Source organism: Microbispora sp. GKU 823, assembly GCF_002027145.1.
Classification (GTDB): Bacteria; Actinomycetota; Actinomycetes; order Streptosporangiales; family Streptosporangiaceae; genus Microbispora; species Microbispora siamensis.
On the sequence record NZ_MWJN01000079.1, the window covers coordinates 14,876 to 35,646 of the forward strand.

Below are 20,771 nucleotides of genomic sequence, written 5' to 3' on the forward strand. Positions count from 1 at the left end.
AACTGAAGTTCCGATGCCAATCCATAGACGGGATCGATGAATGCCGCTCGACGTCGTACGACTGCGGGTCCTCGTGGCCGTGGCGAGGACCGGCACGGTGACCGCCGCGCGCGGGAGCTGCACTACTCGCAGCCCTCGGTGAGCCACCACCTCGCGCGACTGGAGGCGGAGACGGGCGCGAAGCTGGTGCAGCGGGTGGGGCGCGGCATCCGCCTCACCGAGGCGGGCCGCCTGCTCGCCGAGCGGGGCGCGGAGATCCTCGGCCGCCTCGACGCGGCGTCCGCGGAGCTCGCCGCGCACGTCGGGCTGCGGGCCGGACGCGTACGGCTGGCCGCGTTCCCCTCGGCCCTCGGCACGTTCGTCCCGGCCGCCGCCGCGCGGCTCGCCCAGGACCATCCGGGGCTGGACCTGCGGCTGATGGAGGCCGAGCCGCCCGAGGCGCTGCGCCTGCTGCGGGCCGGCCGGGTGGACGTCGCCGTGGTCTTCCGCTACGGCGAGACCGCTCCCGAGGACGACGGCGTCCGCCTGGTCCACCTGCTCGACGACCCGAGCTTCCTCGTCACCCCCCGCGGCGTACGGCGATCGCGGGGACCTGGCGGCGTACGCGGACGGGCCGTGGATCGCGGGGTGCGAGCGGTGCCGCGCGCATCTGCTCGCGCTGTGCGCCGAGGCGGGCTTCGAGCCGCGCGTCTCGTTCACGACGGATGACTACGTGGCCGTGCAGGCCATGGTCGCGGCCGGGCTGGGCGTGGCGCTCCTCCCCCGGCTGGCGATGTCGGCCCACTGTCACCCGGGTGTGCGGGTGTCCGAGCTGCCGGGATCGGACCGCCGGGTCTACGCCGCGACGTACGGCGAGCCGCCCGACCCGCCCGCCGTCGCCGCCCTGGTCGCGGCCCTCCTCCCCCGGACAGATGCGTGAAGTGTGCGGCGGCGGCGTTGATCCACTAGAAATTGGACATGCAGAAAATGTCGCTGTTCGCGTCCACATCTGAGGATCAGGGAGGTCTGAGCAGGAGGAACTTCCTCCAGATGGGTGCCGTCGCGGCGCCCGCCCTCGCGTTCGGTTCGAGGATGCTGCCCGCGCCCGTCGTGGAGGCCACCGGGGTGGCGCCCGCCTCGCTCGCCGGGTTCGACACGCTGATGAAGACCTATATCAAGGAGCGAGGGATCACCTGCGGGCAGCTCGCCGTCTCCAAGGGCGGCAGGCTGGTGCTCGCCAGGGGCTACCGATACTCCGACGGCAGCCATGCCGTTCCCGCCGTGTCGCCCACGTCGCTGTTCCGCATCGCGAGCCTGAGCAAGCACATCACCGCCATCGCGATCATGCGGCTCGCCCAGGAGGGCAAGCTCAGCCTGACCGCCTCGGTCGCGAAGCTCCTCGGCCTGTCCACCTCGGCCGACCCCCGGCTGGCGCAGGTGACGGTGTGGCGGCTGCTGCAGCACACCGGGGGCTGGGACCGGGACGTCTCCGGCGACTACCTGCACATGGACCGCGCCATCGCCAAGGCGCTCGGCGTGCCGCTGCCGATCACCCAGGACCACATCGTCAGGTACGCGAGCGCCCGGCCGCTCGACTTCGTTCCCGGCACGAAGTTCGCCTACAGCAACTACGGCTATCTGCTGCTGGGCCGGATCATCGAGAAGGTCTCCGGGACGAGCTACGAGTCCTACGTCAGGCAGAAGGTCCTGGCGCCCCTCGGCATCACCCGTCCGCGGCTGGGCCGTACGCTCCGGTCGCAGGCCGCCTCCGGTGAAGTCATATACGAGTCGAAGTACACGGGCCAGACCATCCTGGACGAGACCGGCCAGGTCCTGCCCGCGCCGTACGGCGGCGGGTTCGGCATGGCCTGCCAGGGCCCCAACGGCGGCTGGATCGCCTCCGCCGTCGACCTGGTGCGCCTGGCGAAGGTGCTCGACGCGCCCAACGCGGTGCTCAACTCGACCTCCATCGGCAGGATGCTCGCCAAGCCCGAGATCGGCGTGAACCAGTACGGCTCCTGGTATGGCGCCGGCCTGTGGGTGCGCCAGGTGACGGGACACGTCAACACCTGGCACGACGGCTCACAGCCCGGCACCTACACCTACATCGCGCGCCTGCAGAACGGCGTCACCTACGCCGCCCTGTTCAACCGGCGGGAGGAGAGCGGGTCCCCCGACTTCGACGTGCTCGCCGACCTGTTCAACGCCCAGATCGGGAAGGTGACGAGCTGGCCCACCACGGATCTCAGCTCGCGTTACTTCTGACGAGGTTCAGGTGGGACTCGGCGTGGGGACGTCGTTGTCCAGCTCCCTGGCGGTCCACACGGCGACGCCGCTGCCCGGCAGCTGACTGATCCGGGACTGGAACGTGGCGGTGCCGTCCGTCGCGTCGTCGTCCTCCTCCGCGAAGACGATGAGGGACTGCCAGGTGCTCCACCTGTCCGCGGGGAAGAGCAGCCGGGGGCCGATCGACAGGTCCGGGTCGCCGAGCAGCCGCTCGCTGTCGACGGTCACCCAGCCGTACGACGGCCTCTGGCTGAGCCGCACATGGATGAGCGCCGAGCCTCCCTCGGGCACGACGACCTCGGCGGGCGAGACGACGACGCTCGGCGTCGAACTCACCGTCGGGGTGGGAGTGGGAACCGGGCTGGGCAGCAGGCGGGCCACGCCAGCCGATCCGCGCGGCGCGGCGTCGGCCGTGCCCGGGACGAGCCCGGTCACCGCGGACGCCGCGGCTACGACGGCCGCGAGGACGACCGGGCCACGTAACCGGCCGTGGGGGAATCGCATCCGGCACCTCCATGGTGAGCCGGCCACACCGTCACGGGCCGGCTGCCGCCGATCGCCGGCGATGGTCCCAGCGTCGGGTCTCCTCCGCCCGCTGTACAGGAAGACCGGCGGCCCGCCCTTGTCGTGGGCGGCCCGGCGCTTGGCGGCCGCCCCTGCTCACCTCAGCGAACGCGGTCGGCGGCCGCCGGGGCGGGGAGGCCGCCGTGCGTGAAGACCGTTGAAAGATTCAGATGAGACGATCGGATTCCGGCCCTCATGCGATCATGTCTGGATGCGTACCGGTGCGGGAGCAGTCGCCGCCCTGGTCTTCGTGTGCGCATCCGCGCTGGCCTCCGACACGGCCCCGCACGACGCCGGGTGGACGGCCGGCCGCGCTGTCGAGTCGTCGTCGCGATGGACCCTGAGGTACGCCGCCAAGGACCACGCGGACTTTCCGTTGTCGATGGTCCCCGCCGCGGGCGGCGGAGTATCGCTGTTCATCAGGAGGGGACCGGGCCCCGGCTGGTCGATGCTGCGATGGGACGGGACCTCCTGGAGACGCGCCGGCCTGCCCGCACAGTTCGCCAAGGCCTCGGGGGTCGAGATCGGCGGATCTCCGTCCGGGGAGACGACCTGGGCGGCCGTGAGCGTCCCCCAGAAGTACGACACCGTGACGGAGCACCTGTGGCGGCTGTCCGGCGGGCGCTGGACGCGTCTGCTCTCCCGGGACGCGACGTGGAGCGGAGTGATCGACATCTCCGTCGATTCGCGGGGCGGCGCCTGGTTCGTCACCGGCATGGACCCGGACGGGGCTCCCTCCACCGTGCTGCGCTGGAGCGGCGACGCCTGGCGCCGGCAGCCGTCGCCGCCGGATTTCGACTTCACCGCGGTCGCCGCGGCACGCCCGGACGACGCGTGGATCGTCAGCCGGGAGCGGGGGGACAGAACGCTGCACTGGGACGGCGCGTCATGGAAGGACGTGCTCTACCCGTGCTCCGTCGACTCCGCTCGTCCGCCCTGTCGCGGGCGTTCCCATCTGAGCGATCTGGACCTGGCTGTGCGGCCGGACGGCCAGGCGTGGGCGGCCGGGCCCTACTGGGCGGACGGCGGCAGCCCCGTCGTCCTCCACTGGGACCGCACCCGGTGGACGCAGGTGGGCACGGACCTGACGAGGGCGGGCCTGACGACGGTGCGCGTGGACCCCGAGGGCGGCGTGTGGATGGCCGCCCATCCCGCCTCTGGCACGCCCTACGTCCTCAACCTGCGCGACGGCGGATGGAGCAGGTTCACCCTGCCGGCGGCCGCCCCCGGCGAGCGGATCGTCGACATCGCGCCCGTGCGGGGCACGACCCGGCTCTGGGTGCAGACACAGCGGCCCGGTCCAACGGGCGGCGGGACGACCTCGCTGGTGTACGAACTTTCCTAGAGAACGGCGCGGCCGGGGAGTCAGCCGGCTCGGACCGCGCTACGGCGGCGGACCGGCTCCTTCCGAGCGGGGCCGCGGGATCACCGCGGGAGGTCGAGACCCATCTCGGCGACGGCCGTCTCGACGAACTCGGCGGAGTCGTCGAGCATGCCGATCCGGCGGAGGGCGGCGACGCCGACGTAGACGCCGTACCCCGCGAGGACGCGCCGCCGGGCGAGGTCCGGGGGCTGCCCCAGCTCCTCGAGCGTCTGCCGCATGACGTCCAGGCGGCGCGCGGTGACGCGGCGCGCGACCTCGGCGACGGCGGGGTCGTCGGCCGCGCCGATCAGGCGAAAGGCGATCGCGGCGTCACGCGGGTCGCCGAAGGCGGCCCCGAGGAGCGTGCGCATCCGCCGGGCCGGGTCGGTGATCTCCCACAGGTTCGCGATGATCTGCTCGGAGTCCGCCTCCCACAGCGCGAGCGCGGCCTCGATGAGCTTCTGCCGATTGGCGAAGTGCCAGTAGAAGCTGCCCTTCGTCACCCCGAGCCGGGCCGCCACGGGCTCCACGGCCACGGCGGCGAAACCGTCCTCGGCGAGGGCGTCGAGCGCCGCCCTCGCCCAGTCCTGCGCACTCACCCTTCCCATGCCGCAAGTCTTCCATACGGTTGCGTATAGTCGGACCATACGCAACCGTATGGAGGTCAGCGATGGTGCACAACGTGCACGAACGAGTCGTCTCCGCCACTCCGGACCAGGTATGGGACGTGCTCGGCGCGCTCGGATCCGAGCGCGACCGCCTCTGGCCGCTCCCCGGCACGTTCGCCTTGCCGGAGGGCCTCGCCGAGGGCGCACCCGTACGGCACGGCCCGATGAGATACCGGGTCGGGGTCGTCGAGCCCGGCAGCCGGCTCTGGTTCGACACCCCGGGCGGCTTCAGCGGGGGTCACGGCTTCACCCTCACCCCGGCGGAGGGTGGCACGCTGGTGCGGCACGAGGTGAAAGGACGCACACTGGGGGCGATGCGCCTGTTGTGGCCGCTGGTCATCCGGCGCAGGCACAACGCGGTGGTGGAGGCCCTGCTCGACAACCTGGACCGGGAGGTCTCGGGGACGCCGCCGATCCTGCCCGACCCCGAGTTCGCAGAACGGCACGCCGTCGCCATCGAGGCGAGCGCCGACCGCGTGTGGGCCGCGCTGGCGTCGCTGCGGTTCACCCGCGGCTTCGTCCTCCTGCGGGAGAGGCCCGGACACGAGGTCACCGTCGGCCTGGCCGGCCGGTGGTGGCGGCCGCCCGCCAAGGTGAACGAGCCGAGGCTCGCCGGGCCGGCCGACTTCGCGGCCTTCACGCGCCCGGGCTACGCAAAGGGCACGTTCTCCTTCACCCTGCACCCTCTGGGCGGCGGGCGAACGCTGCTGGTGACCGAGACCAGGGTGGTCACGACGAGCCCGGCCGCGCACCGGGCCATGCGCCGGTATTGGCGGGTCATCCGACCGGGCAGCGGCCTGATCAGGCGGTTCATGCTCGCCGCGGTACGGCGCCGCGCGCTCGGCAAGGGCCTGGCGCCCGGCCTGCCGTAGGGGCCGCGCCGCACGCTCCCGGCCGGAGGCTCCGGCGGACGTCAGCCGGCTTGGCGGAATTCGGTGGCCTGCGGACCCTCGGCGCAGGCGGCCGCCAGTTCGTCGAGCGACAGGTTAAGCGCGGCGGCGAGCGCCGCGACGGTGAAGAAGGCCGGGGTCGGCGCGCGGCCGGTCTCGATCTTGCGCAGCGTCTCTGCCGACAGCCCGGCCGCCGCGGCGACCTCGACCATGCTGCGCTCGCCGCGCGCCTGCCGGAGCAGGACGCCGAACCGCTCCCCCCGCTGCCGCTCCTCGGGGGTCAGGGGCACTCTCACCATGACCGTGATACTAATACCGGTATAGTTATTGGTGCCACCCCGGGAGGGCATGTCATGGTGGAAATCAAGACCGACGCCGCGCTGGACGCGATGCGGGAGGCGGGGCGCGTGGTGGCCCGCGCGCTCGACGCCGTAAGGAAAACCGCGGCCATCGGAGTGCGGCTCACCGACCTGGACGAGACGGCGCGGGAGGTGCTGCGTGAGGCCGGGGCGAGCTCCCCGTTCCTCGGCTATCGGCCGTCCTTCGCGCCGACACCGTTTCCCGCCGTGATCTGCGTGTCCGTCAACGACGCTATCGTGCACGGCATCCCGACCGATTACCGGCTGCGGGACGGGGACGTCGTCGGCGTCGACTGCGGCGCGATACTGGACGGCTGGGCGGCCGACGCCGCCGTCACGTTCATCGTGGGCACGCCGCGGCCCGGCGACCTGGAACTCGTCGACACCACGCGCCGGGCGCTGGAGGCCGGGATCGCCGCCGCGACCGTGGGCAACCGCATCGGGGACATCTCCGCGGCGATCGGCGCGATCGCCCAGGAGGCCGGATACGGCATGCCCAGGGACTTCGGCGGCCACGGCATCGGCCGCCGCATGCACGAGGACCCGTCGGTGCCGAACCACGGCCGGCCCGGCCGCGGCTACCCCCTGCGGCACGGCCTCGCCCTGGCCATCGAGCCGATGTTCATCGCCGGAGGCCGGGACGGCTACCACACGGCGGCCGACGGCTGGACGCTGCACTCCGTGGACGGCAGCCGGGCCGCCCACATGGAGCACACCATCGCGATCACCGAGGACGGCCCCCGCGTGCTGACCGTGCTCTAACGCCGTGCTCTAAACACCGTGCTCTAACGCCGTGCTCTAAATCCACGTGCCGGAACGGGCGCGGTGTCCGTACCATCCGACCATGCCGACTCTGCCCACGCTCGCCCTGTTCGCGGCCGCCACGCTGGCGCTGCTCCTGGTCCCCGGACCCGCCGTGCTCTACATCGTCACCCGCAGCGTGGCCCAGGGCCGTACGGCGGGCCTGGTGTCGGTCCTCGGCGTCCACGCCGGTTCGCTGGTCCACATCGCCGCCGCGGCGTTCGGGATCACCGCGCTGCTCGCCGCCTCGGCCACGGCGTTCGCCGTCGTGAAGTACCTCGGCGCGGCCTACCTCGTCTACCTGGGCGTCCGCAAGCTCATGCGGCGGTCCGAGGCGGAGGACGCCCAGGTCAAGGTGGCCTCGCCCCGCCGGCTGTTCGGCGAGGGGTTCGTGGTCAACGTGCTGAACCCCAAGACGGCCATGTTCTTCCTCGCGTTCCTGCCGCAGTTCATCGATCCGGCCCGCGGTCCCGTGGCGCCGCAGGTGCTGGTGCTCGGGGCCGTGTGGGTCGCGCTCGGCATGGCCAGCGACGGCACGTACGCGCTGCTGGCCTCGGTCCTCGCCGGGCGGCTGCGCTCCTCGGCACGGGCCCGGCGGCGGCTCGACCGGGGCAGCGGCGTCGTCTACCTCGGCCTCGGCGCCGTGGCGGCGCTCGCGACCGAGGGCGCCAAGAAGCTCTGACGGCGACCGGGACATTTGTACTGCCGCAAACGGGATCGCTGAATCTGCCCGGCTCCTCCGGCTTTCGAGACGCTTGACGCGTACACGAAGAAGCGCTGGAGGAGCCGATGACCCAGACCCTGACCGCCCCGGCGAGAGCCGAGCAGCCCCGGCGGGGCAACCTCGGCACGATGCTCACGCCGCTGGCGCTCGACGTCGCCGCGCCGATGGCGTGCTACTACCTCCTGCACGGCGCGTTCGGTACGAGCGAGGTCGCCGCGCTGGCCGTGAGCGGCGTGATCCCGGCCGTCCGGGTGGTCGCCGGGATCGTCAGGGACCGCACCCTCAACGGGCTCGCCGGGCTGACTCTGGCGGTGAACGTGGCGGGCATCGCACTGAGCTTCGTCACCGGCGACGCCCGCATGATGATCGCCAAGGACTCCGCCCTCAGCGGCGTGATCAGCCTGTTCATGATGCTCTCGGCGTTCACCGCGCGCCCGGTGATGACCCCGGGCATGCGCGCCTTCATCACCCGGGGGAACGCGGTGCGGGAGGCAGCCTGGGAACGGCTCGCGGGCTCCGCCCGGTTCCGCCGCGCCGAGCGCCGCTTCACCGGCATCTGGGGCGGGGCGCTGCTCGCCGACTGCGCGGCCCGGCTGATCGGCGCGTTCACGCTGCCGGTGTCCACCATGGTCTGGCTGTCCAACGTGCTGCTGATCGCCGCCCTCGTGGTGGGGCTCCTGGTCGCGGGCGCGTTCGGCTCCGGGCCGATCATGACGATGGTCGGCATCGAGGCGAGGGACGCGCGATGAGAGGCAGGGGCATCAACTACGACACCGGATTCCTGCCGGGCGGGCACATCAGCCGGGAGACGTTCGACCCGGAGACGGTCCGCGCGGAGATGCGCGTCATCGCCGACGAGCTGCACTGCACGGCCGTCCGCATCACCGGTGGGCATCCCGAACGGCTCAGTGTCGCCGCGCGGCACGCCGCCGACGCGGGGCTTGAGGTGTGGTTCGCGCCCTTCCCCTGCGAGATGACCGCGCGAGAGCTCGCGCCGTACTTCGCGAAATGCGCCGAGCGGGCCGAGGAGGTGCGGCGCGACGGCGCGGAGGTGGTGCTCGTGACGGGGTGCGAGCTGAGCATCTTCTGCGCCGGCTTCCTGCCCGGGGAGACCTTCTTCGACCGCATGGCCGCGCTCGGCAAGGGGGATGCCGAGCTGCGCGCCCGGTTCGCCGAGATCCCCGCGCGGCTGAACCCCTTCCTGGCCGAGACCGCCGAGGCCGCCCGCGAGGTCTTCGGCGGGCGGGTGACGTACGCCTCGGGCGACTGGGAGGACGTCGACTGGAGCCCGTTCGACATCGTCGCCGTGGACGCCTACCGCGACCGGCGCAACGCCGCGACCTACCGCGAGGAGCTGCGCTCCCGCTTCCGGTACGGCAAGCCGGTGGCGGTCACCGAGTTCGGCACGTGCGCCTACACAGGGGCAGGCGCACGTGGCGGCATGGCGTGGGCCATCGTGGACTACACCGTGGATCCGCCGCGGCTGGACGGCGACTACCGCCGCGACGAGGGTGAGCAGGTCCGCTACCTCCGCGAACTGCTCGCCGTGTTCGAGGAGGAGGGCGTGGACAGCGCCTTCTGGTTCACCTTCGCCGGCTACGGCACGACGTACGACCCGGACCCGCGCGGCGACCTCGACATGTCCTCCTACGGGGTGGTCCGGCTGCTGAAGGACGGCGGACGGGAGCCGAAGGAGGTCTTCCACGCCCTCGCCGCCGCCTACTCCGGCTGACGCGCGGCCGGCCGACGCTCGGCCGGCTGAGATGCGGCCGGCTGAGATGCGGCGGCGGCCACCTGACCGGCCCACCGGTAGTCGGCCTTGCCCGCCGGGGAGCGGAGGATCTCCTCCACGAACGCGTAGGTCCGCGGCACCTTGTAGCCCGACAGCCGGGAGCGGCAGTGGGCGTCGAGCTGCTCCGCCGTCGGCGCGGTCCCGTCGTACGGCTGGACGACGGCCGCGACCCGCGAGCCCCAGCGTTCGTCGGGGAGGCCGGTGACCACGGCGTCGAAGACGGCGGGATGCCCCTTGAGCACCGCCTCGACCTCCTCGGGAAAGACCTTCTCCCCACCGGTGTTGATGCACTGGGATCCGCGGCCGAGGATGCGGATCGTGCCGTCCTCCTCGACCGTGGCGAGGTCGCCGGTGAGCAGCCACCGGACACCGTGGGCGTCGGTCACGAAGGTGCGGGCGGTCTTGTCCGGGTCGTTGTGGTAGCCGGACGCGATCCGGCCGCTCCTGGCCACCGTGCCGATCCGCCCCGAGCCCGGCTCGACCGGGGTCAGCGTCTCGTCCAGCACGGCCACGCAGGCGTTGCCGTTGGGCCGGTAGCGCAGGCCCGACTCGGGCGACGACCCGTCGACGGCGGACGCCGTGTATCCGGACTCGGTCGAGCCGAAGTTGTCGAGGATCATCGTGCCGGGCAGCAGTTCCTCCAGCCGGGCGCGTACGGCCCCGCTGAGGATCGCGCCGGTCGAGCTGAGCGCGAACAGCGACGACAGGTCGTAGGAGCCGGCGGCGATCTCGTCGGCGAGCGGGCGGGCCATCGCGTCGCCGGTGATGTTCAGGCTGACGACCTTCTCCCGCTCGATCGCGCGCAGCACGGCGGCCGCGTCGAACCTGCGGACGTACACCATCGTGCCGCCCATCCACCAGGCGATGAAGGTGCCCACCTGCGCCGCGCCGTGCATCAGCGGGGCCGCCGTCATCATGACGATCGGCGACGCCGCGCCGCGCGCCTGCTCGATCACCGCCTCCGGCGTCTTCAGCGGCTCGCCGTACGGGTTGCCGCCCCCGAAGGCGTAGAACAGGTCCTCCGACCGCCACATCACGCCCTTGGGCATGCCGGTCGTGCCGCCGGTGTAGATGACGTACACGTCGTCGCCGGACCGGGGCGGGAACCCCCGGCCCTCCGGCTGCCCCGCCACCGCCTCCTCGTACGGCACCGCGCCCGGCACGGCGGTGGGGCCGCCGACGGCGACGAGGTGACGCAGCCCGGGGACCTGCGCGGCCACGGCCGCGACCCGGTCGTCGAACTCCACGTCGAAGACCAGGGCCGCGACGCCGGAGTCCCGGTAGAGGTACAGCAGCTCCGACTCGACGTACCGGTAGTTGACGTTGACCGGCACGGCCCGCAGCTTCAGCGTCGCCAGCAGGGCCGCGACGTACTCCACCCCGTTGTAGAGCTGCATGCCCACGTGCGTGCCGTGGCCGACGCCGTGCGCCGCCAGGTGATGGGCGAGCCGGTTGGCGTGGGCGTCGAGCTCGGCGTAGGTCAGGCGGTCGTCGCCGCAGACCACCGCCACGCGGTCCCCGATGGCGTCGGCGAGCCCCTCGAAAAGATCGGCGTGGTTGAACTCCATCCGGCGGACCTCCCGCGCTCAGGGTTTACTGCTGCCGACGATCCACATCGCGAAGAACTGGGCGCCTCCGCCGTACGCGTGGCCGAGCGCGAGGCGCGCCCCCTCGACCTGGTGCTCTCCCGCCATGCCCCGCACCTGGAGCGCCGCCTCGGCGAAGCGGATGAGGCCGGAGGCCCCGATGGGGTTGGACGACAGCACGCCGCCGGAGGCGTTCCACGGGGTGTCGCCGTCGAGGGCCGTGCATCCGGCCTCGGTGAGCTTCCAGCCCTCTCCTTCGGCGGCGAAGCCGAGGTTCTCCAGCCACATCGGCTCATACCAGGAGAACGGGACGTACACCTCGGCGACGTCGATCTCCCGGCGCGGGTCGGTGACCCCGGCCTGGCGGTAGACGTCGGCGGCGCAGTCGCGGCCGGCCCGCGGGCTGACGACGTCGCGGCCCGCCAGCATGATGGGCTCCGAGCGCATCGCCGTGCCGTGGATCCAGGCGGGCGTGCCGGTCACCTTGTCCTCGGCCGCGAGCACGATCGCGCAGGCGCCGTCCGACGACGGGCAGGTCTCCAGGTAGCGGATCGGCTCCCACAGCATCGGGGTCGACTCGACCATCTCCCGGTTGATCCCGGGGATGCGCAGGTGGGCGTACGGGTTCTTCAGCGCGTTCAGCCGGTCCTTGACCGCGACCAGCGTGCCGATGTGGTCGGCGCGCCGACCTGCGCATGTACTCCCTGATGTGCGGCGCGAAGTAGCCGCCCGCGCCCACGACCAGGGAGGCGTTGAAGGGCAGGTGCGTGGACAGGGCCCAGGTGGCGTTCGACTCCGACTGCTTCTCGAAGGCGACCACCAGCACCCGCCCGTGCACGCCGCCCTGGACCAGCGACGCGCCGACGAGCGCGGTCGAGCCGCCGACCGAGCCCGCCGTGTGCACGCGCATCACCGGCTTGCCGGCCGCGCCGAGCGCGTCGGCGAGGTACGCCTCCGGCATCATCACGCCCTCGAACAGGTCGGGGGCCTTGCCGATGACGACGGCGTCGATGTCGGCGAACGTCAGGCCGGCGTCCTCCAGTGCCCGCAGGGCGGCCTCGCGGACCAGCCCGGCGAGCGAAACGTCCCGCCGCCTGGTCTGGTACCGGGTCTGGCCCACGCCGATGACGGCACAGCGGTTTCCCACGGCGACTCCCTACGCGGACGTTTCGAGCACGGCGACGAGGTTCTGCTGCAGGCACGGCCCGGAGGTGGCGTGCGCCACCGTGCGGTCCGCCGCGGCGTCGAGGATCCGCCGGGCCGCCTCGCCGATCCGGATCAGGCCGGTGGCCATCACCGGGTTGGCCGCGAGCGGCCCGCCCGACGGGTTGACCACGACGTCCCCGGACAGGCCGAGCGCCTCGCGCAGGATCGGCTCCTCGTGGCTGAACTGGGTGTGCAGTTCGGCCACGTCGACCGGGCCCTTGCCCACCCCGGCCGCCCGGCCCGCCTCGGCCGTGGACACCGACCGGGACAGGTCACGCATGCCCAGGTAATGAGGCTCGGCGCGGTGCGCGATGCCGGTGATCCAGGCCGGCCGCCCGGCCAGCTCACGGGCACGGTCGCCTACGGCCAGCACCACGGCCGCCGCCCCGTCCGTGGCCGGTGCGACGTCGTACGGCCGCAGCGGCTCGACCTCGAACTCGTCCCCTGCTGGGTCCGGCAGGTCGAGGGCGTACGGGTTGGCCCGGCCGTCCGCCCGGCTGCGCCGTACGATCTCGTCCAGCGCCGCTCTGTCCGCGTTCACCGTGGAGGCCTGCAGCGCGGCGTACGACACCTGGTCGAGCCCGAGCGGCGCGAGATAGTACGGGTCGAGCTGGAGCGTCATGATCTCCCGGATGTCCGACATCGACGACTTGCCGAAGCCGTAGACCAGGGCGGTGTCGATGTCGCCGTGCTGGAGCCGCACCCACGCCTCGTACAACGCGAAGGCGCCGTCCATCTCGACGTGGCTCTCGCTGATGGGCGGCCAGGCACCGACCGCGTCGAGCGCCGAGACGAACGAGAACGGCGCGCCGGCCAGGTAGTCGCACGAGCCGGAACACGTGAAGCCGAACCTCTTCAGCCCGGTCGCCCGCTTGACCTCGTCGATGACCGGCAGCAGCAGCTCCGGCTCGGCCAGCCCGGTGTCGTGACCGGTGTGGACGGTCTGGGCGAAGGCGACGACGGCGACTTCGCGCATCAGGCACCTCCGGTTGAATCGTCGAGGTCGGCGTCCGGCTCCCCGGTCGGTTCGAACCACTTCACGTTGGTCATCGACAGCGTCCGTTCCTCGGGCGGCACCCATACGGCGCGCACCCGCATGCCCTGCCGCACCTCGTGCGCCGGCACCCCGCCGATCAGCGCGATCATCGGGGTGTCCGCGCCGTCCAGCAGCACGTACGCGGAGACGAACGGCACCTCGGGGGCCCGGGGGTCGGGCAGGTTGTTGATCGCGAAGGTGGTGACCGTGCCGGTGTCGGCGACCTCCACCTCCTCCTCGACGACCGAGCCGCACGCGGGGCACGACTCGCGGTAGGGCACGTAGACGGCGGCGCACTCGGCGCACCGGCCGCCGACGAACCTCCCGTCGCGCACGCCCTCCAGGAACCGGGTGAGCGCCCGGCCCGGCGTGACGCGATACTCGGCGCGCACGGGCGCGACGAGCGAGGCGACCTCGGGCAGGAAGCACTCGATGTCGGTGATGTGCCCGGCGGTGGCGGCCCGCCAGCGCGGGCGCACCCGCATGCCGGGCCGCAGCGCCTTCGGGCTCCCCGCGTCCACCGCGTGGACGAGGGCGGTGTCGGCGCCGTCGAGTTTGATCAGCGCCCAGGCGAACGGCCGGTCGAGTGGGTGGCCGGGGGCGCGGGGAGCCGACCCAGGCCCACGCCTGGACGGTCCCGGCCGGGCCGACCTCCACGTACTCCTCGGTCACCGGCTCGCCCGTGTCCGGGTCGTACTCCAGCGGCGGCACCAGCACCCGTCCCCCGGCCGTACGGACCCCGACGAGCCGCCGGTCGCGCAGTTCGGTGAGGAACCGCCCGATGACGGGCCCGGTCGTCCGGGTGTAACCGCCGGGGAACTCCAGGACGTGCGTCGCGACCAGGTCCTCGGACATGTCAGATGGCACGGTCTCTTTAGGAGGCACGGTCCCTTCAGATGGCACGGTCCCTGCCTTCCCAGTAGGGGGCGCGGAGCTTGCGCTTGAGCAGCTTGCCGTTCGGCTCGCGGGGCATCTCGTCGATGAAGTCGATCAGGCTCGGCCACTTCATGTGGGCCAGGCGGCCCTCCAGCGAAAGGACGATCTCCGCGGCCAGTTCCTGCCCGGGAACGGCGCCGGGCGCGGGCTCGACGACGGCCATGATGCGCTCGCCCCACTCGTCGTCCGGGATGCCGAACACGGCCACGTCGGCCACCTTCGGGTGGACCATGAGCTCCTTTTCGATCTCGGCCGGGTAGATGTTGGCCCCACCCGAGATGATCATGTCGGCCTTGCGGTCGCAGAGGAACAGGAAGCCGTCCTCGTCCAGGTAGCCGATGTCCCCGACGGTGAAGTAATCGCGCAACCGGTTGGCCGCGGTCTTCTCCGGGTCGCCCTTGTACTCGAAGGAGATGCCCATCTTCATGTAGACGGTGCCGGGCGTGCCCGTGGGCACCGGTGCGAGCTCGTCGTCCACGATCAGCAGCTCGCTGCCCGGCCAGGCCTTTCCGACCGTGCCCGGCCGCTTCTTCCAGTCCTCGGGGGTGGCGATCGTGCCGCCGCCCTCGGTGGCGGCGTAGTACTCGTAGATCACGTCGCCCCACCACTCCAGCATCTGCCACTTGACCGGCACCGGGCAGGGCGCGGCGGCGTGGATCATCCAGCACAGCGACGACAGGTCGTAGGAGCGCCGCGTCTCCTCGGGCAGCGACAGCAGCCGTTTGAAGTGCGTCGGCACCAGGTGGGAGTTCGTCACGCGGTGGCGCTCGCACAGGCGCAGGGTCTCCTCGGCGTCCCACTTGTCCATGAAGACGAGGGTGTGCCCCATGTGCAGCGCCGTACCGGCGAACTGGGTGACGGCGGTGTGGTAGCTCGGCGAGGTGACCAGGTGGGCGTTCGGCCGGCCCGGCGTCACGCCGAACAGCCGCAGCAGCCCCGTCATCAGCTCGGCGGAGTCGTCGGGGTCGAGGCCGGTGAGCGCGCGCCGCACGCCCTTCGGCCTGCCGGTGGTGCCCGAGGTGTAGTGCATGGTGGCCCCGGCCGTACGGTCGGGGGGCGTGGTGTCCGGCCTGCCGTCGGTCAGCTCGGCCACCGGCCGGAAGCCCTCGACCTCGCCGTACGCGAAGCACCGGCCGGCGGCGATTCCCGCCTCCTGTGCGCCCCTGACGGCCTCCGCCGCGTATCGCTCGTGGGCGAAGAACGCGGCGGCCTCGCTGTCGGCGACGATGTACCCGATCTCGGGCCCGGTGAGGTGCCAGTTGACCGGCGTGTAGTACCACCCCGCCTGCAGGGCGGCGAGGTAGAGCACGAGGCCGTCCGCGCCGTTGGGCAGCAGGCCGCAGATGCCGTCCCCGGGCCGCAGGCCCAGCTCACGCAGGCCGTGGACGATGCGATTGGCCCTGGCGAGCAGTTCGCCCGCGGGATGTTCCGTTCCGTCGGGATCGACCGCGGCGATCCACGCCGGGTCGGCCTGCGCCAGCCTCCAGAAACCGAGTGAGCCCATATGCCAGCTCCTTCAAGGCACCGCAACCGGGCGTCGGCGGCGTGAGCGGCCCCGGAGTGAAGCACGCCGGCACGACGCTGACAAGACCTGGCAATGCGGAGCGACTCAGATGAGAATCGGTTCTAGTTCTTGCGGGCAGACTAACCCCGCGCGCCATGTCTAACAAGCGCTTGATTGAATCAGCGACGCCGCCCAGCCGGAGGACACCCGTGGAGCTCCTGCCCATCAGCACCCCGCACTGCCGGATCGAGCGCGACGGTCACGTGGTGATCGTCACGATGGACCGGCCGGAGGCCAGGAACGCGCTCTCACAGGACATGCTGGTGGGGCTCGCCGAGGCCTGGCGGTACATCTCGGACGAGCCGGAGGTGCGGGTCGGCATCCTCACCGGCGAGGGAGGCACGTTCTGCGCCGGGGCCGACCTCAAGGCCATGGGCACGCCGTCCGAGGACGAGCGGGTGCGCCGCCGGGCCGCCGAGATCCCCGACTACCACTGGAAAGGCCTGCTGCGCGATCCCGAGGCGCTGCCCGCCAAGCCCATCGTGTGCGCGGTCGAGGGGTACGCCGTGGCGGGCGGCACCGAACTGCTCGTCGGCACCGACCTGCGCGTCGTCGGCGAGAGCGCCACGCTCGGGCTGTTCGAGGCCCGGCGGGCGCTGTTCCCGATGGGCGGCAGCGCCGTACGGCTGCCGCGCCAGATCCCGTACGCGTTCGCCATGGACGTGCTGCTCACCGGCCGGGCGATCACGGCGGCCGAGGCGCTCGCGATGGGCATGGTCAACCGGGTCGTGCCGGACGGTCAGGCGCTCGCGGCGGCCCGCGAGATCGCCGGCCAGGTCGCCGCCTGCGGGCCGCTGGCCGTCCAGGCGATCCTGCGCGCCTACCGCGAGACGCTGGGCATGCCGGAGGCCGAGGCGTTCAAGGTCTCCGACGCGATCGGCTGGCCCGTCATCGGCTCCGAGGACGCCAAGGAGGGCTCCCGCGCCTTCCGCGACAAGCGCCCGCCGGTTTACCAGGGGCGTTGACGCGCTCCGCTGCGAGCCACCACCGCCTCTTGACCTTGCCCCTAGGGCAAGGTTCGACGATGCTCCACATGAACGACAACGCGCTGCACACCGTCGAAGCCCAGATCCGCGAGCAGGCCGCCGCCTACTGCGAGTCCAACAACGTCCCCGGGTTCGTCGCCGGCGTTTACCACGCCGGCGAGCAAGTGGTCGTCGCCCACGGCATCGCGAACGCCGCCACAGGCGCCCCGATGCTCGAGGACACCGGATTCCTCTTCGGCTCCGTCACCAAGGTCCTGACCACCACGCTGGTCCTGCAGCAGGTCGACCGGGGACTGCTGGACCTGGACACGCCGGTGGTGAAGCACCTCCCCGACTTCGCCCTGACCGCACCGGGCGCGGCGGACAAGATCCTGGTCCGGCACCTCATCTCGCACACCAACGGCATCGACGCGGACCTGTTCTTCCCCGACGTCAAGGGCCGCGACGCTCTGAAGACCTACGTCCACCGCCTCGCGAGCGGCTGCGGCATCCTGTTCGAACCCGGCGAGCGGCTCAGTTACTCCAACGGCGGCATGATCGTCGCGGGACGCCTGCTGGAAGTGGTGACCGGCATGTCCTTCCCCGAACTGCTCGAGCGCGACATCTACGCACGCGTCGGCATGAAGAACTCCGGCACCTCGGCCGAGCAGGCCATCCTTCGCAGCACGGCCATCGGTCACTTCCCCGACCCCCGGACCATGGCGGCAAGGCCCACGGGCATGTTCATGCTGCCCGACACCTGGGGGCCGGCCGGCGGCACACCGATCGGCACCATCGCCGACCTGCTCGCCTTCGGGCGCACCCACCTCGCGGGCGGTCTGTCCCCGTCGGGCGCACGTGTTCTGTCGGCCGAGTCGACCGCGCTGATGCAGCAGGTCTCGTACGACATGGCGACCCCGAACGTCCCGCCGATGGGCCTGGGCTGGGTGCGGTACCCCTTCGGCGACACGACCGTGCTCGCCATGTCGGGCGCGTCGCCCGGCGGTGTGTCCATCCTGTGCGTCGTACCCGAGCACGACCTGGTCTTCGCCGCCTTCGGCAACACTCCGGGGGCGATCGTGCTGCACGACCGGATCCTGCAGCGGCTCCTGAGCGAGCGTCTCGGCGTCCGGATCCCCACTCTGATCACCGAACCGGAGAAGGACGTCGACCTCACCCCCTACGTGGGCACCTACCGCTCCGATCAGCTCCGCATCGACGTCCGCATCGTGGACGGTCAGCTCGAGGAGCGGACGACGTACGAACCGGCGGACGAATCACAGGAGCGGATTTTCACCGAGTTCGCCGGCGGCATGACCTCCGCCCCGCCACAGCGCTACGTGCCGATCCGGCCCGGCCTTTTCGCACCCGCCGGATACCCACTGGAGACGTTCGACGGATACCTGCGGCTGCTGCTCGTCTCCTACCACGACGTCCGCGACGGCCGAGCGCGTTTCCGTAACGGCGGCGGCCGCCTGACCCGACGGGCGTGACAATCCGGTGGAAGGATGTCCAGTGTGTTCACGATCGGCCGGCTCGCGGACTACGCCGGAGTGACCATCAAAGCGATCCGCCACTACCACGAGCGCGGCCTGCTCCCCGAGCCCGGCCGCGACTCGTCCGGCTACCGGCGCTACACCGCCGAAGACGCCGTCAAGCTCGTCAAGATCAGGACTCTGGCTCAGGCGGGGGTGCCGCTGGCCCGCATCAAGGACCTCCTCGACGCCGACCCCGATGCGCTCACGGCGGCCATCGCCGAGATCGACCGCGACCTCCGAGACCGCATCGCGCGGCTGCGGCGAACCCGCGAACAACTCGCCCAGCTGCGCGGTGGCGACCGGCTTTTCGTCTCTCCGGAGGTCGCCGACCATCTCGACGATCTGCGCGACCTGGGCGTCAGCGAGCGCCAGATCCGTCTGGAACGCGACGGCTGGATCCTGATGCAGACGGCCTCACCCGAGGACGCCGCCCTGTGGATCGCCGAGAAGCGCGAGCTCATGACCGACCCGGAGTTCCGCGCGCTCTACCTCGAACACGACGCCGCCTACGACTGGCCGCCGCGCGATCCCCGCCTCCCCGCACTCGCGGACCGTACGCGGAACTGGTTCGCCAATCGCCACAGCCGATCCGAGACCCGCCCTGTCCGCACCCCGGATGTCGCCCGGTTGGCCGTGCAAACCCAGCCCGGAGCCTCGTCCCCGGCCTGGGACCGACTGGCCCGGCTCATGGAAGGCTAGGCGCGTGTCCTGAGCCGGCGCCGGCGGATAAGAAGGCCGGAGCACGCGGACGGATCCGGCAGCGATCAGGGGCGGGCCTGGACCATGGCGTGGGTGCCGGTGGTCCTCCAGGGGCGGCCGGCCGCGTCCAGCTCGGCCAGCGTCCGCTCCGGCACGCCGGCGAGCGCGTCCGACTTCAGCGTGCGCAGCGCGACGACCGGCCCGGGGAAGTAGGCGGTGACCGCGGCGAACGGCGTGGTCGCCGGCCACATCCGGTCGCCGACGAGCCGCCGGTAGTTCAGGTCGCCCTTCATGACGGTCAGGGAGGCCGACGCGAACTCCTCCCGCAGGTCGTCCGGCATGTCCGCGTAGGGCAGCGGAGCGCAGGCGAAGGGATGCGCCCGCAGCGTGAGACGTCCCTCCTCCATCGCGCCCCAGAGGCGGGCGCCGGCCTCTCCGGCCCGGCCGGAGGCGGCGGCGAGCCGCCGCAGGCACGCGAGCACGTCGGCCGGTGTGGCGTCGGAGACGAAGTACGGGAAGGGCTTGACGTGGAGGACGACCTCACCCGCGAGCCCGCAGGCGAGGAGGTGGTCGGCCAGCACGAGATCGGGCAGCAGTTCGCGCCCCGCGTTGTCGGCGACCAGGCAGATCCTTCCCGGTGCGGCGGCCTCGATGAGCGACCACAACAGCGGGCGGTCGTCCACCACCAGGTCCGCCGCCCTCTCGTGGTCGCCCTTGAGGGTGACACCGAAGGACAGGTCGGCGCGGTTGCCCCAGAGCGAGCCGAGCAGCAGCGCCTCGGCCCGCTCGCCCGGAGGAAGCGCCGCCGTCCCGTCGAGCGCCGCCAGCTCTCCGTCGACGACCGGGCCGTCGAGTTCGGCCTGCTTCATCGGGCCGAACGGATCGATCCCGCGCCACGGACCGTCGCCGAAGTATCCGGCGGCCTCCAGCAGCTTCCGGTAGAAGTAGCTCTCACCCCACAGGAACGGCACGTCGACATAGCGGCGGCCGATCTTGCCGCGTCCCCACTCGGCCCAGGCCGCGCCGTCGTGCGCCGACGGCTCCAGCGGCTCCATGACGTCGCGTACGACCTCGTCGAGCAGCCGGTCGAGCGCGCGCCGCCGGTCGGGCGGGTACGGCAGGGCCCGCGCGACCTGGCGGACGAGCACGGGGTGGCGCTCCCTGAAGACGCTCAGGGCGTAGGAGCCGGGGACGTTCCCCATGATCGGCGGGGCGTCCGCCACGGTCTCGTCGCGGGCACCACTCATCCCCGGCATCCTCCCTCGGCTCGCGGGACCGCACCGCCAGTGAAAGTCAGGACGATCGACGGGATCCCTTCCGATCATATGGTGGCGATCAGAGGTCCACCGCTGACGCCGCCTCCTGCAGCTCCTCTGTGCTCATTTCCGTGACGCGGCTGGCGAAGAACCAGGAGTGGCCGAACGGGTCCTCCACCTCCACCTGCAGATCGCCGTGGAACTGCATCTCCAGCGGCCGGATGACGCGCGCTCCGGCGGCTACGGCCCGCTCGGCGAACGTCTCGACGTCCGGCACGAAGACCAGCAGGTTGACCGGTGTGCCGCCGATCGTCTTCGGGCTGCGGAAGTGGTATTCGGGGTATTCGTCGCGCAGCATGAAGACCGCCTCGCCGATCCGGAACTCGGCGTGAGCGATCTTGCCGCCCTGCCGGGGGATCTCGATGCTCACCTCCGCGCCGAAGGCCCTTCGGTAGAAATCGATGGCCGCCTTGGCGTCGTGCACGTTGAGGTAGGGGACGCCGCCCTTGTACTCCTGGGGGATGGGGTTCGTCATGATGCTCCTCTCCTCGTAGGCGCC

Annotated in this window: 19 protein-coding genes and 2 pseudogenes; 11 read left to right on the forward strand and 10 right to left on the reverse strand. The window is 71.9% G+C overall.

What is annotated here, in order from left to right; all coding sequences use genetic code 11:
* Positions 1–36 precede the first annotated feature (36 nt).
* Positions 37–919, forward strand: a pseudogene (locus B1L11_RS31715) (LysR family transcriptional regulator).
* 47 nt (positions 920–966) lie between these two features.
* Positions 967–2,244 carry a serine hydrolase gene (locus tag B1L11_RS31720; protein ID WP_079319064.1) on the forward strand — a complete coding sequence of 426 codons (1,278 nt, stop codon included), beginning with the start codon at positions 967–969 and terminating at the stop codon, positions 2,242–2,244.
* Positions 2,245–2,250: 6 nt separating this feature from the next.
* On the opposite strand, the gene B1L11_RS31725 is transcribed toward B1L11_RS31720, so the two are convergent.
* Positions 2,251–2,769, reverse strand: coding sequence for a hypothetical protein (locus B1L11_RS31725; protein WP_079319065.1), 519 nt, complete (start codon positions 2,767–2,769; stop codon positions 2,251–2,253).
* A gap of 271 nt (positions 2,770–3,040) precedes the next feature.
* Here B1L11_RS31725 and B1L11_RS31730 point away from each other — a divergent pair, with 271 nt between their 5' ends.
* Positions 3,041–4,174: a hypothetical protein gene (locus tag B1L11_RS31730; RefSeq protein WP_079319066.1), complete on the forward strand. Its 1,134-nt coding sequence runs from the start codon at positions 3,041–3,043 to the stop codon at positions 4,172–4,174.
* 80 nt (positions 4,175–4,254) lie between these two features.
* Here B1L11_RS31730 and B1L11_RS31735 read toward each other — a convergent pair whose 3' ends face one another.
* Positions 4,255–4,800 carry a TetR/AcrR family transcriptional regulator gene (locus B1L11_RS31735; protein WP_179155417.1) on the reverse strand — a complete coding sequence of 182 codons (546 nt, stop codon included), beginning with the start codon at positions 4,798–4,800 and terminating at the stop codon, positions 4,255–4,257.
* A gap of 62 nt (positions 4,801–4,862) precedes the next feature.
* On the opposite strand from B1L11_RS31735, the gene B1L11_RS31740 reads away from it, so the two are divergent.
* Entirely contained in the window at positions 4,863–5,732 is an 870-nt protein-coding gene (locus B1L11_RS31740) for an SRPBCC family protein (RefSeq protein ID WP_079319068.1), read from the forward strand.
* 41 nt (positions 5,733–5,773) lie between these two features.
* On the opposite strand, the gene B1L11_RS31745 is transcribed toward B1L11_RS31740, so the two are convergent.
* A complete protein-coding gene (locus tag B1L11_RS31745) occupies positions 5,774–6,049 on the reverse strand; it encodes a helix-turn-helix transcriptional regulator (protein ID WP_079319069.1) in 276 nt (91 codons plus the stop codon).
* Positions 6,050–6,103: 54 nt separating this feature from the next.
* Between B1L11_RS31745 and map the strand changes: the two genes are divergently transcribed.
* From map to B1L11_RS31765, 4 genes are all read left to right on the forward strand, one after another.
* Positions 6,104–6,871, forward strand: coding sequence for a type I methionyl aminopeptidase (gene map, locus B1L11_RS31750; protein WP_079319070.1), 768 nt, complete (start codon positions 6,104–6,106; stop codon positions 6,869–6,871).
* A gap of 82 nt (positions 6,872–6,953) precedes the next feature.
* Positions 6,954–7,592 carry a LysE family translocator gene (locus tag B1L11_RS31755; protein WP_079319071.1) on the forward strand — a complete coding sequence of 213 codons (639 nt, stop codon included), beginning with the start codon at positions 6,954–6,956 and terminating at the stop codon, positions 7,590–7,592.
* 107 nt (positions 7,593–7,699) lie between these two features.
* Positions 7,700–8,383 carry a VC0807 family protein gene (locus B1L11_RS31760; RefSeq protein WP_079319072.1) on the forward strand — a complete coding sequence of 228 codons (684 nt, stop codon included), beginning with the start codon at positions 7,700–7,702 and terminating at the stop codon, positions 8,381–8,383.
* Positions 8,380–9,366, forward strand: a complete 987-nt coding sequence (locus tag B1L11_RS31765) for a hypothetical protein (protein ID WP_079319073.1) — start codon at positions 8,380–8,382, stop codon at positions 9,364–9,366. Before B1L11_RS31760 ends, B1L11_RS31765 begins: the two co-directional genes overlap by 4 nt.
* Here the strand turns inward: B1L11_RS31765 and B1L11_RS31770 are convergent.
* The 5 genes and pseudogenes from B1L11_RS31770 to B1L11_RS31790 all read right to left on the reverse strand — a co-directional run bounded on the left by B1L11_RS31770 (position 9,354) and on the right by B1L11_RS31790 (position 15,694).
* Entirely contained in the window at positions 9,354–10,994 is a 1,641-nt protein-coding gene (locus B1L11_RS31770; RefSeq protein ID WP_079319074.1) for an acyl-CoA synthetase, read from the reverse strand. The two genes, B1L11_RS31765 and B1L11_RS31770, sit on opposite strands and share 13 nt — an antisense overlap.
* 18 nt (positions 10,995–11,012) lie before the next feature.
* Positions 11,013–12,159 (reverse strand): annotated as a pseudogene (locus B1L11_RS31775) (thiolase domain-containing protein).
* A 9-nt stretch (positions 12,160–12,168) separates the two neighbouring features.
* Entirely contained in the window at positions 12,169–13,194 is a 1,026-nt protein-coding gene (locus B1L11_RS31780; RefSeq protein ID WP_079319075.1) for a thiolase domain-containing protein, read from the reverse strand.
* Positions 13,194–13,775, reverse strand: coding sequence for a Zn-ribbon domain-containing OB-fold protein (locus B1L11_RS54215; RefSeq protein WP_306291729.1), 582 nt, complete (start codon positions 13,773–13,775; stop codon positions 13,194–13,196). The genes B1L11_RS31780 and B1L11_RS54215 overlap by 1 nt, the downstream gene beginning before the upstream one ends.
* A gap of 371 nt (positions 13,776–14,146) precedes the next feature.
* The gene (locus B1L11_RS31790; RefSeq protein WP_079319076.1) at positions 14,147–15,694 is read right to left on the reverse strand and encodes an acyl-CoA synthetase; all 1,548 of its coding nucleotides are present in this window, start codon (positions 15,692–15,694) and stop codon (positions 14,147–14,149) included.
* Positions 15,695–15,903: 209 nt separating this feature from the next.
* Between B1L11_RS31790 and B1L11_RS31795 the strand changes: the two genes are divergently transcribed.
* From B1L11_RS31795 to B1L11_RS31805, 3 genes are all read left to right on the forward strand, one after another.
* Positions 15,904–16,719: a crotonase/enoyl-CoA hydratase family protein gene (locus B1L11_RS31795; protein ID WP_256863065.1), complete on the forward strand. Its 816-nt coding sequence runs from the start codon at positions 15,904–15,906 to the stop codon at positions 16,717–16,719.
* Positions 16,720–16,787: 68 nt separating this feature from the next.
* Complete coding sequence (locus B1L11_RS31800) at positions 16,788–18,212, forward strand: serine hydrolase (protein ID WP_218671444.1); 1,425 nt, start codon at positions 16,788–16,790, stop codon at positions 18,210–18,212.
* A 24-nt stretch (positions 18,213–18,236) separates the two neighbouring features.
* Positions 18,237–18,956 carry a MerR family transcriptional regulator gene (locus B1L11_RS31805; RefSeq protein ID WP_218671445.1) on the forward strand — a complete coding sequence of 240 codons (720 nt, stop codon included), beginning with the start codon at positions 18,237–18,239 and terminating at the stop codon, positions 18,954–18,956.
* Between the two features lie 65 nt (positions 18,957–19,021).
* Here the strand turns inward: B1L11_RS31805 and B1L11_RS31810 are convergent, their stop codons facing one another.
* Both B1L11_RS31810 and B1L11_RS31815 read right to left on the reverse strand, forming a co-directional pair.
* Positions 19,022–20,203, reverse strand: coding sequence for a damage-control phosphatase ARMT1 family protein (locus tag B1L11_RS31810; RefSeq protein ID WP_079319080.1), 1,182 nt, complete (start codon positions 20,201–20,203; stop codon positions 19,022–19,024).
* A gap of 88 nt (positions 20,204–20,291) precedes the next feature.
* On the reverse strand, positions 20,292–20,747 hold the full coding sequence (locus B1L11_RS31815) for a VOC family protein (RefSeq protein WP_079319081.1): 456 nt from the start codon (positions 20,745–20,747) through the stop codon (positions 20,292–20,294).
* Positions 20,748–20,771: the final 24 nt, after the last annotated feature.

Excerpts from the sequence above, each read along its gene's own strand:
- B1L11_RS31720 (WP_079319064.1), top strand. The coding sequence starts at position 967 with ATGTCGCTGTTCGCGTCCACATCTGAGGATCAGGGAGGTCTGAGCAGG.
- B1L11_RS31725 (WP_079319065.1), bottom strand. The coding sequence starts at position 2,769 with ATGCGATTCCCCCACGGCCGGTTACGTGGCCCGGTCGTCCTCGCGGCC.
- B1L11_RS31730 (WP_079319066.1), top strand. The coding sequence starts at position 3,041 with ATGCGTACCGGTGCGGGAGCAGTCGCCGCCCTGGTCTTCGTGTGCGCA.
- B1L11_RS31735 (WP_179155417.1), bottom strand. The coding sequence starts at position 4,800 with ATGGGAAGGGTGAGTGCGCAGGACTGGGCGAGGGCGGCGCTCGACGCC.
- B1L11_RS31740 (WP_079319068.1), top strand. The coding sequence starts at position 4,863 with ATGGTGCACAACGTGCACGAACGAGTCGTCTCCGCCACTCCGGACCAG.
- B1L11_RS31745 (WP_079319069.1), bottom strand. The coding sequence starts at position 6,049 with ATGGTGAGAGTGCCCCTGACCCCCGAGGAGCGGCAGCGGGGGGAGCGG.
- map (WP_079319070.1), top strand. The coding sequence starts at position 6,104 with ATGGTGGAAATCAAGACCGACGCCGCGCTGGACGCGATGCGGGAGGCG.
- B1L11_RS31755 (WP_079319071.1), top strand. The coding sequence starts at position 6,954 with ATGCCGACTCTGCCCACGCTCGCCCTGTTCGCGGCCGCCACGCTGGCG.
- B1L11_RS31760 (WP_079319072.1), top strand. The coding sequence starts at position 7,700 with ATGACCCAGACCCTGACCGCCCCGGCGAGAGCCGAGCAGCCCCGGCGG.
- B1L11_RS31765 (WP_079319073.1), top strand. The coding sequence starts at position 8,380 with ATGAGAGGCAGGGGCATCAACTACGACACCGGATTCCTGCCGGGCGGG.
- B1L11_RS31770 (WP_079319074.1), bottom strand. The coding sequence starts at position 10,994 with ATGGAGTTCAACCACGCCGATCTTTTCGAGGGGCTCGCCGACGCCATC.
- B1L11_RS31780 (WP_079319075.1), bottom strand. The coding sequence starts at position 13,194 with ATGCGCGAAGTCGCCGTCGTCGCCTTCGCCCAGACCGTCCACACCGGT.
- B1L11_RS31790 (WP_079319076.1), bottom strand. The coding sequence starts at position 15,694 with ATGGGCTCACTCGGTTTCTGGAGGCTGGCGCAGGCCGACCCGGCGTGG.
- B1L11_RS31800 (WP_218671444.1), top strand. The coding sequence starts at position 16,788 with ATGAACGACAACGCGCTGCACACCGTCGAAGCCCAGATCCGCGAGCAG.
- B1L11_RS31810 (WP_079319080.1), bottom strand. The coding sequence starts at position 20,203 with ATGAGTGGTGCCCGCGACGAGACCGTGGCGGACGCCCCGCCGATCATG.
- B1L11_RS31815 (WP_079319081.1), bottom strand. The coding sequence starts at position 20,747 with ATGACGAACCCCATCCCCCAGGAGTACAAGGGCGGCGTCCCCTACCTC.